Annotated in this window: 14 protein-coding genes and 1 tRNA gene; 5 read left to right on the top strand and 10 right to left on the bottom strand. The window is 62.4% G+C overall.

Annotation, left to right across the window (positions count from 1 at the left end):
• Nucleotides 1–25: 25 nt before the first annotated feature.
• Complete coding sequence (locus tag HB778_RS28935) at nt 26–1,744, top strand: type IV secretory system conjugative DNA transfer family protein (RefSeq protein ID WP_183458890.1); 1,719 nt, start codon at nt 26–28, stop codon at nt 1,742–1,744.
• Nucleotides 1,741–4,320: a M48 family metalloprotease gene (locus tag HB778_RS28930; RefSeq protein WP_183458889.1), complete on the top strand. Its 2,580-nt coding sequence runs from the start codon at nt 1,741–1,743 to the stop codon at nt 4,318–4,320. Before HB778_RS28935 ends, HB778_RS28930 begins: the two co-directional genes overlap by 4 nt.
• A gap of 29 nt (nt 4,321–4,349) precedes the next feature.
• On the opposite strand, the gene HB778_RS28925 is transcribed toward HB778_RS28930, so the two are convergent.
• From HB778_RS28925 to tuf, 9 genes are all read right to left on the bottom strand, one after another.
• Entirely contained in the window at nt 4,350–4,796 is a 447-nt protein-coding gene (locus tag HB778_RS28925) for a hypothetical protein (protein WP_183458888.1), read from the bottom strand.
• A gap of 18 nt (nt 4,797–4,814) precedes the next feature.
• Entirely contained in the window at nt 4,815–5,129 is a 315-nt protein-coding gene (locus tag HB778_RS28920; RefSeq protein ID WP_183458887.1) for a hypothetical protein, read from the bottom strand.
• Between the two features lie 38 nt (nt 5,130–5,167).
• On the bottom strand, nt 5,168–6,229 hold the full coding sequence (locus HB778_RS28915; RefSeq protein ID WP_183458886.1) for a MobA/MobL family protein: 1,062 nt from the start codon (nt 6,227–6,229) through the stop codon (nt 5,168–5,170).
• Between the two features lie 210 nt (nt 6,230–6,439).
• On the bottom strand, nt 6,440–7,660 hold the full coding sequence (locus HB778_RS28910) for a site-specific integrase (RefSeq protein ID WP_183458885.1): 1,221 nt from the start codon (nt 7,658–7,660) through the stop codon (nt 6,440–6,442).
• Between the two features lie 110 nt (nt 7,661–7,770).
• Nucleotides 7,771–7,846, bottom strand: a tRNA-Trp gene (locus HB778_RS28905).
• Nucleotides 7,847–7,926: 80 nt separating this feature from the next.
• Nucleotides 7,927–8,478 (bottom strand): putative glycolipid-binding domain-containing protein, encoded by a 552-nt coding sequence (locus tag HB778_RS28900; protein WP_183458884.1) that lies wholly within the window; start codon nt 8,476–8,478, stop codon nt 7,927–7,929.
• A gap of 27 nt (nt 8,479–8,505) precedes the next feature.
• Entirely contained in the window at nt 8,506–8,988 is a 483-nt protein-coding gene (locus HB778_RS28895) for a group II truncated hemoglobin (RefSeq protein WP_183458882.1), read from the bottom strand.
• Nucleotides 8,989–9,077: 89 nt separating this feature from the next.
• Complete coding sequence (locus tag HB778_RS28890; protein WP_183458881.1) at nt 9,078–10,739, bottom strand: hypothetical protein; 1,662 nt, start codon at nt 10,737–10,739, stop codon at nt 9,078–9,080.
• 164 nt (nt 10,740–10,903) lie between these two features.
• A complete protein-coding gene (gene tuf / locus HB778_RS28885) occupies nt 10,904–12,079 on the bottom strand; it encodes an elongation factor Tu (protein WP_010909256.1) in 1,176 nt (391 codons plus the stop codon).
• A 295-nt stretch (nt 12,080–12,374) separates the two neighbouring features.
• On the opposite strand from tuf, the gene HB778_RS28880 reads away from it, so the two are divergent.
• Both HB778_RS28880 and HB778_RS28875 read left to right on the top strand, forming a co-directional pair.
• Nucleotides 12,375–13,262 (top strand): DMT family transporter, encoded by an 888-nt coding sequence (locus HB778_RS28880; RefSeq protein ID WP_183458880.1) that lies wholly within the window; start codon nt 12,375–12,377, stop codon nt 13,260–13,262.
• 94 nt (nt 13,263–13,356) lie between these two features.
• Nucleotides 13,357–13,494, top strand: a complete 138-nt coding sequence (locus tag HB778_RS28875) for a hypothetical protein (RefSeq protein WP_164548697.1) — start codon at nt 13,357–13,359, stop codon at nt 13,492–13,494.
• A 62-nt stretch (nt 13,495–13,556) separates the two neighbouring features.
• On the opposite strand, the gene HB778_RS28870 is transcribed toward HB778_RS28875, so the two are convergent.
• Entirely contained in the window at nt 13,557–13,814 is a 258-nt protein-coding gene (locus HB778_RS28870; RefSeq protein ID WP_183458879.1) for a GlsB/YeaQ/YmgE family stress response membrane protein, read from the bottom strand.
• Nucleotides 13,815–13,944: 130 nt separating this feature from the next.
• On the opposite strand from HB778_RS28870, the gene HB778_RS28865 reads away from it, so the two are divergent.
• The gene (locus tag HB778_RS28865; RefSeq protein WP_183458878.1) at nt 13,945–14,409 is read left to right on the top strand and encodes a YidB family protein; all 465 of its coding nucleotides are present in this window, start codon (nt 13,945–13,947) and stop codon (nt 14,407–14,409) included.
• The last annotated feature ends 12 nt before the right edge of the window (nt 14,410–14,421 follow it).

Raw genomic sequence — 14,421 nt, 5'->3', positions numbered from 1 at the left:
TCTGCGCTTGGGCTTGGGGGTGACTATGGGCGATTTTAAGTTTGATCCCTTGGGCGATTTGTCCAGGGACATTTCGAACGGCATGAAGTGGGGCCAGTATGGCCTGAAAATTGGCCGCCATATTCGCGCGAGAAGTGCCCGGAAGCAGGTCGAGCAGCTTTACGGTCCGGAGGTTGCCGACCAGGTCGAGGCGGCGATACGCTCCGGCCGGGATCCCGGGCCGATTGTCGACGCCGCCAGACGCGACCTTGAAGCGCGCCAGGAACGCGAGCGGCAACTGGAAAATCCGCCGCCGCTATACGGGTCGGGACGCTGGGCCACATCCCAGGACCTGCGGACAATCCCGAACGGCAAGCTCTTTCTTGCCGGCCGCTCCGCCTTCGACAATCCGTCGTCCATCCTGCTCGGCGCCTACCCGGACGATGACGGCGGCCCTGAACCCCAGTTCGTGCATTGGGACGACGACGGTCACTTGCTGACCATTGCGCCCACGCGGTCCGGCAAGGCGGTGACGTCGATCGTGCCGAACCTGCTGCGCTACCGGGGCAGTTGCGTGGTGATCGATCCGAAGGGCGAACATTTCGAAAAAACATCCGCGTGGCGGAAGTCGATCGGTCATGAAGTCTACCGCATTGCGCCCTTCGACCACGGCTCCGGATGGGTTCGACACCGCTATAATCCGCTCGTGCAGGTCCGCACGGAAGCGGACGCCCTGTCGCTTGCGAAACAGATGTTCCCGCGCGATCCCAAGTCCGCGGAGTTCTTCAGCGATGACGCGTCGGGCTTCCTCACGGCCGCGATCATGTATGTCAAACACAACGCCCCGCCTCATCGCAGGACCCTTGCGACGGTCTGCCAGTTGGCCTCCCAGAAGGGGCAGGATCTGCTGAATGTCGCCAAGAAGCTCAAGGAGTTCCCCCTTTCGGCAAAGGCCGGAGAGGCGATCTTGGAGAAGACGCGTGACCGGGGCCTCCAGACCCTGGAAGCCACGCTGGAAAGCAAGCTCGCCCTCTGGCGCGACAGCGATATCCAGCGAAGCCTGAGCGGTACGGACTTTTCCTTCGAGGACCTGAAAGACAGGCCTGTGACGGTCTATATCGACGTTCCGTTCGGCAAGATGGAACCCTTCTCGCCGTGGCTGCGGATCCTGCTCAAATCGGCCCTTGATGCGATGGAGAGCAACCGCCGCATACCGGACATTCCAGTGCTTTTCATCCTCGATGAGTTCCTGAACCTCGGACCCTTTCCTGAATTCCGCGCCGCGATCCGCACCCATGCCAGCGCCGGCGTCCGCCTGTGGTTCTTCCTTCAGGACGTCATGTCATTGCAGGAGCAGTATCCGGGCGACAGTTGGCAGCCCTTCCTCACCTGCTCCGTCAAACAGTTCTATGGCATCGACGATCCCATCACCGGCGAGCTGATCGGCAAGTACCTCGGCCACGAAACGCTCGCCTACCTAAGCCGCTCCAGCGGCCACAATGGCTCGTCCCACTTGGGACGCTGGTACGGGGACGCCTCGGTGAACACTGGCACCTCCGGCAACGAAACCGTCCAGTTCCTCGGGCGGCCGCTGATGACGCCGGACGAGATCATGGAGCTGCTCTCCGGCTGGCAGCGTAACGGCTGGCGCTGGGGCATCAACTACGCACGCGGCGCACGCCCCTTCAAGACACGGCTGGTGTCCTACACCGAGAGCGAGACGTGCCGGAAGCGGATCGGCACCATGGCAGAGCCTCAACCATGACGCTGGCAACTTCGATTTTTGGCACGGAAACGAGGCTGCGGCCGCTGCTCAAGGCGGTCCTTGTGGTCACGGTGCTGCGCGTCGCATGGATCGCGCTCAACATCTACGAAATCAACACGGTGTCCCTCGCATGGGCTTTGGTGCCGTGGCCGCGCTGGACCTATTCATGGACCGCGTGGACGGCCGAGCTTGCGCTGATCTTCTACCAGCTCCGCGCCTATATCCGGCTGGGTCGACTGCTCCTCCTGCGTTTCGCCCCGCACGTCGCCGCATTCCTTGGATTCTCGGACCGTTCCGCCGACCCCGGCGTGCACCTCAAGCCCCGCAACCGCTCGTGGTGGCCGACGGCATTGCTGCTTTGCGGCATCTTGATCCTGACCTGCCAGGTGGTGACGTGGCTGGCCTTGATGCTGTGGTACCGGGGATGGGCGCCGTTCGACTGGTATCTGAGGACCGAATACGCCCACTATCCGATGCTCGTTGGAATGGCCTTGTCTGTCCTGGGCCTCATGTTCGGCGGTCGCTACATCGCCCGGGCTTCCGGTGATGTCAGCACAAGTTTCGGGGTGGTCCCCGTGACGGATGACCACTGGCTGGCCGTGCGGGTGCATGGCTTCTCGGACCGGTTGAACCTTCCGAGGCCTGCCGTCGGGATTACAAACGTCATGAACGCCTTCGCCATGGGTGCGAGACAGAAGTCGTCCATGGTGGTCATCGGCAAGCCCCTGTTCGAATTCGAGAAGGACGAGCTGGACGCCATCATCGGGCATGAACTGGGTCACATCCTCCACAAAGACATAGCGCGGATGCAGTTTGCCGAAGGCTTCCAGCGCATGCTGGTCGGCGTGGTCAACATCCTGACCGTATTTGGGATGTTCATGGCCGCATCCGCCTCGAAGAAACGGGCTAACGCACGCCTGAACGCGCATCTCGCGTGGGGCACCGGCGTCGTTGTCCGCAAAACGGTGTTTGTCGCGTCCGAGCTCGTCGCCAAGGGGATTTCCCGCAACCGCGAGTTTCACGCCGATGCGGTCGGGGCACACGTGACATCGACCGAGGCTATGGCCGGCGCCCTCCGGCGCATCCATGGCATGACGGCCAAGCCGACCGCGCAGGAGCACCACTACGGCTACCTGATGTTCCGGGGCGCCGCGTTCGGCAACCTCTTTTCCACCCACCCCACGCTCCAGGCGCGACTCAAGGCCTTGGATGCGCGTGCATCCGAACCCGCGAAGACGGCGCACTTGGAACAACTCGCTGGTGCGGTAGTCAACGAACCCGTTACAGGCTCCCGAAGCTTGGGGTTTTCAGACCCCTTCGCTGGGAATGCACCGCCATCACCGCTCTGGTCAAAACTGGGCGCCTTAACGTCACGCGTCCTTCGCGCAACACGTCGAGCTGGCGCGAGGCTGGGTGCGAAAGTGAACATGCGGCGCGTCGGGTTGGCAGGCGCCGCGTGCGTGGTCTTGCTGCTGGTGGCACCCGCGATTGTCAATTTTTACGGGCTCGATCGCCGGTTCAACGACGCTACGACGTCGGCAGGGCATGCGCTGTCATCGTCCTGGGCCTGGGTGGCCGACACGACCGGGGCCTTGATGGGTCACGCTGAAGACAAGGCCCGTCTCACACAACTGGAGCAGCGCGAGCAGGCCCTCAAAACGGCCGAGGCGCAGTTAGGCGCGGACCGCCAAGCCCTCGTAACCGATCGCGAGGCCCTAGCAAATGAGGTGGCGCGCAAGCAAGCGGCCTCGCCGGTCGTCACCGACCCGTTCGCTGATTCGCTGCAGGCGCAGATTGGTCCGCTGAACAGGAAGGTGGCGGCCCTCACGTCAGAAAGGGACGATCTGCGAAATACCATTCTTGACCTCAAGCACCAACTGGCCCAGCAAACCGGCCAGACTCCGGCCAACACCAACAATCTGCTGTTGCAGCTGGATGCGGCCAACGCCGACCGCGCAAGGCTTACAACGCAGCTTGCGCAGCAGCAAAACCCGGCGCCCCAGCCGGGCCAGGTCGCGTCGCTCACCAACCAATTGGCCGAAATCACGGCCGCTCGCGACGAGATGAAACTCGAAAACGATAGCTTGGAGAGAGTGATCGACGACCTGAAGACACAGATCGCCGCCAGGGATACGGCGCGGGTCGACGTCGAAAAACAGCTCGCCGACCTTAAAAGCAGGATCGATAATGTAAGCGAGGGTCAGCCCACCAATCAGGGCCAATCCAACCTGCCCGGCATTGCCGAGGCAACGCCACAGGGTGCTTTCGGCGCCCTGGCGGTGGCGAGGAACGGCGTAGTGATCCTCACCGAGGGCGGCTACGCGACCGTTGAGGGCGCAAGCGACGCCGCCATGGCGGAATGCCGCCGCTTCAGCAACGGAACCCGGTGCAACGTTGCGCAGGTCTTCCGCGATACTTGTGCCGCCGTGGCCCGTGTCAAACCGGTCAGCAAAGCGTCCCGCTATCAACTGGAATTCGGCGACACGCTTGAGGATGCGTCGCAGGCGGCGCTTGAGGCCTGCTCAGGAAATTTTGGCAGGGCGTGTCAGACGACACGTCAGGTCTGCGTGCATTAAAAAAGGAGCGGCGGGCTTCCGCCGCCTGCTCAGCGCCGCCCCAGCCAGTCCAGATGGTCTTCCGGCGCTGGTTCGCGTTCCATGTCCCGCACCATCTCGTGTTCAGCCAACGCCTGCTCTTCAAGCTGGGGCGGGTTGTCGGCGAGTGACTGTTTGAACCAGTCCAAATGATCCTCCTGAGCGATGGGCATATCCTCCTCCCAACCCTGGGCCGCGAGACGCTCCTGCGGCTGCTCCCGTTCCTCGCGGCTTAGCCTTTCAAGGTCCTCGATCCGGGCATCCACCTTTCCGAGCTCGTACATAAGCCCAAGCTGCGCGTTATGACGTTCCTGAAGGAAAGCAATCGTGCGGCCGGGATCACCACCCGCCGCGAGGCCGTGGGTCGCGCGTTCGATGTCGCGGTCGATGCCATCAATCGAATGGCCGAGCGCCTGGGCGTGTTGACGTAACTGCTCCAGCTCTTCTTGCCCATTCATCCCACGCTCCGAAGGTGGTTAGTGTTCGTAGTGATAGGCCGGCAAGTGCTCCGGCTGGTCCTGCAATTCGACAAGCAGATAGGCCCGCAGCTTCTCACCGGAATTCACGAGTTCCTGGGCGCGGGCATGAAAATAAAAAGCGCTCTGTCGCAGTTCCTCGCGGATGCCGGGGATCGTCTCAGCCTGCGTCTTGCGAAGGGTCCAATAGGCAAGCCGCTTGCGGCGCCGGATCAGATCCTTCTCTAGCCATTCAAGTTCCTTGCGCGCCTTGGCGCGCTGCTCGTCCGTCAGTTCGCGGATGCCGAAAACAGAGCCTCTGTGTACTTTGGTCATGAAATAATGATGGGACGGCTTTCAGGATCGTGCAAGGGCTACCTGCGCTCCCGGTCCGGCTCGGGCGTCTGCGGCTCCTCTCGGCCTTCCTCGGGCTCTGGCGGCCCTCTATCGAGCCAATCGAGGTGGTTTTCCCAACGCTCCAGCGTCGGGACGTCCTCGGGACGGGTCTTGTCGTCCAGCCAGTCCAGCAGGTTATCCGGCGCCAGCCGGTAAGCGGCGTCGTCGTCCTCGCTTATCTCCACGGCATTCTGCCGGTCGACAACGGCCCGGGCAGCCTCCAGGTCCCCCTGGACCTGCCCCGTCTCGACCGGGGCAGGACGCTGCATGTCTTCCAACATCCGTTCTTCGGCTGCGGCCAACTCCTGCGGATGGATCGGCGAACCATCCGGATCAGGCACCGGCAGGTCTTCGTCAGGTTGTCTGGGTGCCATCTCCCCCTCCCGTTGCGCATGGACCCTGCGGGCCCGCCGTTCTTCAGGATTAGGGCCTCGGTGCCGCCCCGGCAACCGATCAAGCTTGCGCTTGGCGTAACTCCGGCTGTCGATCGCAACCGCAAGGCCCGCCTTGCCCAAGGCGTCATTGGCGATCCGCTCCCACAGCTTACGCGCTTCGGTCACGAAGAGCTTCCCGTCGGCGCTCCGGATCTTCAAGCCGAAGCCGTCCGGCCCCACCAGCCGGGTGGTCATCAGCAGATGGACATGGGGATTGCGGCGGGCACCGTCGTCATGAATGGCCAGGTCCACCACGAACCCCTGCACCGTATAGGCGTCGGCCATGACGCGGGCGATGCCCAGCCACGCCGTGCGTGGCAATTCCAGAGGCAACGCAAACTCCACCTCCTTGGCCAGCCGGGCGTCCTTGCGTTTTTCGGCCGCTTCCACCGCGTTCCACAAGCTGGACCGGTTGGCCATCCATTCCGGCGCCCCATCAGGCAAGCGGATTTCACTGGCGACGACATCCCGGCGCCCGCCAAAGTCCGACAGGCGCTCTTCGGCCTCGTTCGGCAGGACTTCCCCAGCCCGGTACGCCGCAGCCGCCACGATGTCCCGCCCATCGCCCCGACTGATGTTCTTGACGTTCAGATGGTAGATGGCCACGGGCCTCTCCACGGCTCGGACGGGGTTTCCAAAGGGGGTTTCCCCCTTGGCGCAGCTGCCGGTTTTCTCCGGTTTGCGCTCCGCAACCGGTTAGAAAACCGAGCAAGCATCGTCCCCCAAGTCTCAATGCGTAATACACGTTGGACGATGCGTAGGTGCGCTGTACGCATTGCAACAAATTCCCGTCAATTTCACAAGCTCGGGCCGGCCTCAGTTTTCAAACAGGTCAAGGGTCTTCTCCGCAGGCTTGGGCCGTTTCACCGGCTTGGGCTTACGGACGTTGATGGCAGCGGCGTCGAGGCGGTTCTTGAGGTGCACGGCATAGTGCTTCTCGATCATCTCGACGCTCGTCCGACAGTTTTTGGCGATCTGGTAGATGTCGGCGCCCTCCAGCAGGCGGAAGCTGATGTAGCTGTGGCGCAGTGAGTACAGCGTCCTCCGATTGCCCTCCCGGTCGAGCTTGAGGCCGATGTTGTCGAGGATGGTGTTGAACTGCTTCTTGTGATCGACCGGGAAAATCCGGTCCGTTGGTTTAGGTTTGTTCCGGGCCACCATCCGCTCGAACGGGAACACGGCGCCGGACGTGCTCTTGCAATACCCGACGCCGCGCTTGCCGCGCACCTGGATCTCCAGGATTTTCTGACCCGTCGGCCCGTCCTTGACAACCTCCACGTCCCGGTACTCCAGCCAGTTGGCCTCGTCCGGCCGCAAACCGGTATTTGTCAGGAAGAGGATCTTGTCGTGAAGCTGCTCGGCCAGCCAGACACGGTGCGCCTGCTCGCCCTTCTGCGCTTTGAGGCTAACTGCACGTGCATCATGAGCGTGCGCCCGTGTCGCCTGGTACAGCTGTTTGTACTCCTCTGGGGTAAACCATGCGCGATGTACCACCTTCGCTGACTTTTTGTAGGGCTGCGAGATGTCGGGCAGGTGGGGCACCCAGCGGTGGCGCAGGGCGGTTTTCAGGACCAGCCGCAAGGTCACAGTCTCGTGGTGCAGGGTACTGCGTGAGGGAAGCTTCTTGCCCTCCTCAGGCGTCATCCGCGAAATGCGGTATTCCTGCACCGTGCCGGCCGTGATGGTCGAAAGACCCATCTTGCCGAAAAAAGGCACCAGATAGGTGCGAACGCGCCGGTAATGGTCCTTGACCCAACGGGCGTTGCGCTCTCCATCCGTAAGAACCTCGTATTCAGAGATAAACTGGTCGGCGGCGTCCTTGAAAGTTTTCTCGCCTACCAGTTCGCCGCGCCGACCTTTGTCCTTCAGCCCGAAATACCAGTCCTCAGCCCAGTCCTTGGCCCGAGAAAGGCTCTCTTCCTTGGTGCTGACGCGCCAGTTTTTGCCTTTCAGGAACGTCGAACAGTGCCAGATCGGGCTGTCGTTGCGCCGATAAACGTGAACCTTGCCTTCGAGAATCGTGTGTTTTTCCGCCATCGCCAGACACTCCCTGCGCGTGTGCAAGTTTGTGCAAGAGATGTGTAAGGCTACTTTCGGCGTCCTCGGCTAGCAAGCCGATTTTTAAGTGCCTGATTTTCCTAGGAAAATGGCACGGGCAGCAGGGCTCGAACCTACGACCTGCGGTTTTGGAGACCGCCGCTCTACCAACTGAGCTATGCCCGTATCGCGCGCCTCGGCGCAGCAGGGGCTTCCTAAAAGCTTCCGCGCTGTCTGTAAAGAGTGGTTTGCATGCAAACGCGCCTTCATCCCCTTTGCCAGAAATCGGGATAGGTGACGACCAGCCCGTCGCGGTCGATCTCGACCTCGCGCCTGAAGTCGCTGGCGCGCGATTCATAGAGATATCGCCTGCCCTCCTCGAGGCATGTGTAGCGCTGCGGGTTGCTGACGACCGTGAGCGCCGGGAATTCGATGAAGGCGGTTATGATCTCGGCACTTTGCCCGGAGGAAAGCCGCAAGCGGCGGATCGGCAGCGTGTTGGTGAACGGGGTAACGGTGAGATCAGGGTCGATCACGCCCTCCAGTTCAGGCACCGGCAGGCCGTCCCGGAGCCAGTGGCCTTCGCCGTCGGCGGCAAGGACAAGGGTCCGCCCGCTGCCGATCATGTCGACCGTGACACGCCTGGCGTGCCAATTCGCGTCGCATTCTATGCGATAGCGGGCGGCGAAAGGGGTTTGACCGGAGCAGATGACGACAGAGTCGGCCAGGATCTCCCCTGCCCGCTGGCGCAGTTCAAGATGTTCGATACCGGGGCCGTCCCACTCGCGCCAGCGCACGATCTTGAAATCTTCCGACATAGTCCTGCGCTCCGGTGGGGCTGGAAGCTACTTTGTTTCCGGCGGCGTGTACGGTCCTCCAGGCACGCCCCAGCCCCAGGCCGGCATCGGTTCAGTCTCCGGATCGCAGGTCTCGCCGAGATTGGAGTTCATCTTGGCCAGCCGCGATCCCCATTCGACATAGCCCATGAAGGCCGAGCGGAATTCGGGATCGTCGGGCAGACCTACCGCATCGGCGGCATCGGCGAGCAGGTTGATCCAGCGGCGGCGCTGCTCTTCGGTCAAATGCTTGCCCAGATGATGCATGACCATCTCGCGGTGACCGCCGAATTTCTCGCTATAGGTCTTCGGTCCGCCGAACACCTCGCCGATGAAGGCGGCAACATGGACGGGATGGTCCGGCGACATGGTCTTGAACACCGGGCCGACGACCGGGTCCTTTGCGACCTTGTCATAGAAGGTCTGCGTCAGCCGGTTCAGGGCGTCGCTGCCGCCGGCCCATTCGTAGAGTGTCGGAACATCTTTGCGCATGGCGGTAACCTGTCCTCGATCTCCGCAGACGGTAGCGGAAACATCCGGCCGATCTCAACCTGCCTCGATGGCCAGTTCAACACATGGCGCTAAAGTTTGGCCGGCATGTCGGCTTCGGCGTTGGCCGACGGCACGATCCGGCAATTGTCCGGCTTCGGAGCCGATCTGCATATGCCGGCGCCCGTCAGTTCGTCGGCGGACTGGCGCCCGGTCGCCAGCCCGAATTTCAGCATTGTCTCCTGATCGAGCTGCCGTGGAGATGAGGAAGCCTGCATGGCGGCGAACAGGCCAGGCCCGATCGCCATCTCCGTGAGATAGGCCTTGACCTTTTCCTGCAGGCCAAGGGAGCCCACGCTGAGGCGCACTGCCGGCCCGATGAGGCGCCTGATGCCACCGGCAACCACGATCGGACAGGCCGAAGCACATTCGCCCTCGGATTCGATGGTTAGGCCGGTGTGGACGCCGTCCTTGGCCAGACACTCCGCCGAAGGATCGCAATCCACGAAATCCGTGTGGGCGACGACGACGTCGAGCTTGCGTTCGCGGATCAGCCTGCCGGCGGCAAGCGCGCCCTCGACATCGCCACCTTGCGAGTTGATCACGATCGGCAGCCGGCGGCCTCCGATGGCATCGAGCGCCTGGCGCAGTCTTTCCGGCGTCTGCGCGGTGATCGAGCCCTCCGCCGAGATCCATTCCGGACAGTCGGGATTGCAGAGCGGGTTGCTGCCGCGGACAAGCACGAAGCGCATGTCTGCCTCTCTCGGCGCCGTGGCCTCGGGCGGAGCGGCGGGAGCGGGTTTTGCCTGGGCGGTCGGGAGGCTGGCCGGCGTCGCCTCTCGGCCCGCCGGTATCTCCCGGCAGTTCGTAGGCATCGGATTTGCGTTGCAGATGGTTGCGGCGGTGAAAAGCTCGACGGTGTCGAGGGAGGTGACGAGGTTCATGTGGAGCATGTTTTCGAGAACCAGCTGATGGATTTCGCTCGCCGGCGTGTTCTTCATCGTTATGAACACGCCTTCGCCTATCCCCATCTCCTGCAAATAGGCCGAGAGCTTCTTCTCGACCGCCTTGCTCATTTCGTAGGTTTTGTAGCTGCCCGCGTTCTTGCGGCTGACGATTTTGGAGCTGATGATCTTCTTCTTGCCGTTCACGATCCGGTAGGTGGTCCGGTACAGCAGCTTCTCGCGCTTGTAGGTGGTGGTGACCTGGTGGACGCCGAGATAGGCAAACTCCCCGACCACGCGGCGGACACCTCCGGAAAACATCAGCGGGCAAGCGGAATTGCACATGGCGCCGTCGTCATAGGCCATGCCGAAATAGTCGGCGCCCTTGCCCTGGTTATCCCTGCAATTCTTCATCTCCGGCTCGCAGCCGGAAAACACCGTCGTGCCGACGGCGATGTCGAGCTTGTTCTTGCGGATCATCTGGCCAAGCGTCACCGCCGCATCGACATTGCCGCCGGGGGAATTGACGACCACCGGCAATTGCCGGCCTTTGAGCGCCTTGAGCGTGCGCTTGAACAGCGACGGCGTGCCCGCCTCGATCGTGCCTTCCGCCGAGATCCATTCCGGGCAATTGGGCTCGCAGCCCGGCGCATTGCTGCGCACGACGGCGAAACGCATCGACGGGATGTCCAGCGACTGCTCCTGGGCCCGCACCGCCGCGACAGGCAGCACCATGGCGGCCAACAGCGTGAGACGGGCCAGTGCCCGCAACCACCATGCCTTCCTATCGAAACAGCGCCCCGGAACCACTCTTCGGCAAGCTCCCGCAATGCAACCTATACTAGTTGGCGCTATGGCGCTTGCAACAGCTTTGCGGGGTGAGGCGCAAGTTCCTGGTCATGCAGCTGTGAAAACAAAAAAGGGCGGCCCAAAGACCGCCCTTTTCTTCTCGATCCGGCTAATGCCGGCCTCGATTATTCCTTGATGGTGACGACGATGCCGGCACCGACGGTGCGGCCGCCTTCACGGATGGCGAAGCGCAGCTTCTCTTCCATGGCGATCGGCACGATCAGCTCGACATCGACCGTGATGTTGTCGCCAGGCATCACCATCTCGGTGCCAGCCGGCAGCGACACGATGCCGGTCACGTCCGTCGTGCGGAAGTAGAACTGCGGACGGTAGTTGGTGAAGAACGGCGTGTGACGGCCACCTTCGTCCTTGGTCAGGATGTAGGCTTCGGCCACGAACTTCTTGTGCGGCTTCACCGTGCCGGGCTTGGCCAGAACCTGGCCGCGCTCGACACCTTCGCGATCAACGCCGCGCAGCAGCGCGCCGATGTTGTCGCCAGCCTGGCCCTGGTCGAGCAGCTTGCGGAACATTTCCACGCCCGTGCAGGTCGTCTTGGTCGTCGGACGGATGCCGATGATTTCCAGTTCCTCGCCGACCTTGACCACGCCGCGCTCGACGCGGCCGGTCACGACCGTGCCACGGCCCGAGATCGAGAACACGTCTTCGATCGGCATCAGGAACGGCTTGTCGAGCGGACGAACCGGGGTCGGGATGTAGGCGTCGACCTGAGCCATCAGCTCGCGGATCGCGTCTTCGCCGATGGTCTTGTTCGAATCTTCAAGAGCGGCCAGCGCCGAACCCTTGACGATCGGAATGTCGTCGCCGGGGAACTCGTTCTTCGACAGCAGCTCGCGAACCTCGAGCTCGACCAGTTCGAGGAGCTCGGCGTCGTCGACCTGGTCGACCTTGTTGAGGAACACCACGATCGACGGCACGCCGACCTGACGGGCGAGCAGGATGTGCTCGCGGGTCTGCGGCATCGGGCCGTCGGCAGCCGACACGACCAGGATCGCGCCGTCCATCTGCGCGGCACCGGTGATCATGTTCTTCACATAGTCGGCGTGGCCGGGGCAGTCGACGTGGGCGTAGTGGCGGTTGGCCGTCTCGTATTCGACGTGAGCCGTCGAGATGGTGATGCCGCGGGCCTTCTCTTCCGGCGCCGCATCGATCTGGTCGTAGCGCTTGTACTCGCCAAAATACTTCGTGATCGCCGCCGTCAGCGACGTCTTGCCATGGTCAACGTGACCAATCGTGCCGATGTTCACATGAGGCTTAGTGCGCTCGAATTTACCTTTTGCCATAGTCTCTTTCCTTGGACGGCCTTGACCTTCAGTTCAGTCGAATGCGGGGCGATTAGCGACAAAGGCCAAAAAACACAAGCGTCTTTTGGCCGGGTGCCGTCTCACTCAGTCCGAACCTGGGATCCGATTGCGGGGGTGTGGCGCTGATATAGGAAGGCGATGCGTGAAATGAAATGGCTAACAGGCCGATCGGTCGCGGCCCTTAATCAAGGGCTCCTGCCCGCCAATCCCTGTCTGGATCACCGCCAGTTGATGGCCCATTGCGGCGGCCACCGAGGTCTGATCTCCTGACCCCATGCATTTCATCCCTGCCTCGATCCGCGGCCCGCTGTTCATGATCGTTTCGACGGGATCGTACCTCGTCAACGACACGATGATGAAACTCGCGACGGCAGGCTTGCCGTCCTACGAGGTGCTGTTTCTGCGCGGCGTGGCGGCAACGCTCTGGGGCTTCCCACTGCTCTTCCTGCTCGGCTACGGCAAACAGATCCCGCTGATCTTCGACGGCCATGTGCTGCGCCGGAACCTGCTCGAGATGGCCGCGATCCTTTGCTACGTCGTGGCGCTCGCCAACATGCAGATCGCGGATTCGACAGCGCTCGGACAAATCACGCCGCTCCTCATGCTGGTCGGCTCGTCGATCCTGTTTGGCGAACGCATCGGCGCCCAGCGCATGGCGCTGATCGGGCTCGGTTTCATCGGTGCGTTGATGGTGGCGCAGCCGACCATGCAAGGCATTTCCGTCTACGCGCTGCTGGCGCTCGGCAATGCGGCGCTGTCAGCCGCGCGCGACCTTGCCGGCAGGCGTGTCCCGGCGGAGGTGCCGGGGATGATCGTGGCGATTTCAGCCGTCGTGGTGGTGCTGATCGGCGCGGGTGCGGCGCATCTGGCGTCCGAGCGCTGGGTGATGCCCGAAGCACGCCACCTGCTGCTGCTGGCCGGCGCCGGTCTTTTCCTGATCTTCGGCCATTTCTTCATCTTCATGGCCTATCGCGTCGGGCCGACCAGCGCGGTGGCGCCGTTCTATTACTGCTTCACCGTCTGGGCTGTCATTTCGGGCCTGCTGGTGTTCGGCCAGTTCCCCAATGCGCTGGCGGTCTGCGGCATCCTGCTGGTGGTCGGCAGCGGGCTAACGATCGTCTCTTTGGATCAGCGCAAACGCAGGCTAAGTGTCGTCGCCTAGCATCGGCACCCGAGCGTCTGTTTCTGCTGTTGCCGAGCCCAGATCGATCGTCTATTCGGCGAAGACATGATCAATCAGCCAAGGGCGTTTCCCCATGACCGATTTTGACCAGAACAAGAACTCCGACGCTGAGCACAAGGCCGCCATTCGCAAGTCGCTGGTCGGCTGGGCGGTGTTCATCGCCGGAACGCTGATCTTCTTCGCTGCCGCCGACGCAGTGTTGATGCCATAGGCAAGCCCGACGCGGGTCCTGCCTCAGCAAAAATTCGAAATTTCAGACGATGCAGCCGGCGCCTAAAGCGTCCGGCGTCCGCTGAACTGGTGGTAGGCCCACAGCACAACCACAGCGCCAACCACAGCGACGATCAGGCTGGAGATGTTGAGGCCGCTGACACCCACGCCGAACAATTGGCTGCAGATCACACCGCCGACGATGGCGCCGACGATGCCGAGCACGATATCCATGAGCAGGCCCTGGCCGGTCTTGTTGACGATCTTGCTGCCCAGGAAGCCGGCGATGGCGCCGAGAATGATCCAGCTGATGATACCCATTTTTTCCTCTCCATCCCCCGCCGACCCGACATTTTCATATGATTGTCAAAACCTCAAGCCAGCTTGAAATTCCGCCTGGATGCGCCATTGTCAGAGATGGGCAGGGCTTGGTTGAGATGGAGGATCCACTATGGGACTTTTTGACAACGCCGTTCCCGGCGGCAACATCACCAAACCGCTGATGATCGCGCTCGGCGCACTGCTGGTCGGAAAAATGTTGAGCGGCAGAAGCGCCGAACAGCCGGATCAGCCTCAAGCGCCCGCGCCGGTCGACCCAACTCCTGTCGGAACCACCGCCAGTGATGGCGGCCTGCTCGGCGGTCTGGGTGGCCTGCTCGACAAGCTTAGGGATGCCGGCCACGGCAATGTCGCCGATTCCTGGGTCGGCACCGGACAGAACCAGTCGATCAACGCCAATGATCTCGGCGCAGCACTGGGGCCGCAGGTCATCCGCGAGATCGCGCAGCGCACTGGAATGGACGAGGGGGAACTGCTCAAGCAGCTGTCCACGGCTTTGCCCGGCATTGTCGACAAGCTGACGCCGAACGGCCAGGTACCACAGCAGCACCAGGTGGCTTCGGCGTTTAACAGCTGACGCGGCGGGATC

Source organism: Mesorhizobium huakuii (genome assembly GCF_014189455.1).
Lineage (GTDB): Bacteria > Pseudomonadota > Alphaproteobacteria > Rhizobiales > Rhizobiaceae > Mesorhizobium > Mesorhizobium huakuii_A.
Note: the sequence above shows the minus strand (reverse complement) of the source record. Positions and strands in the feature narration are given on the sequence as shown.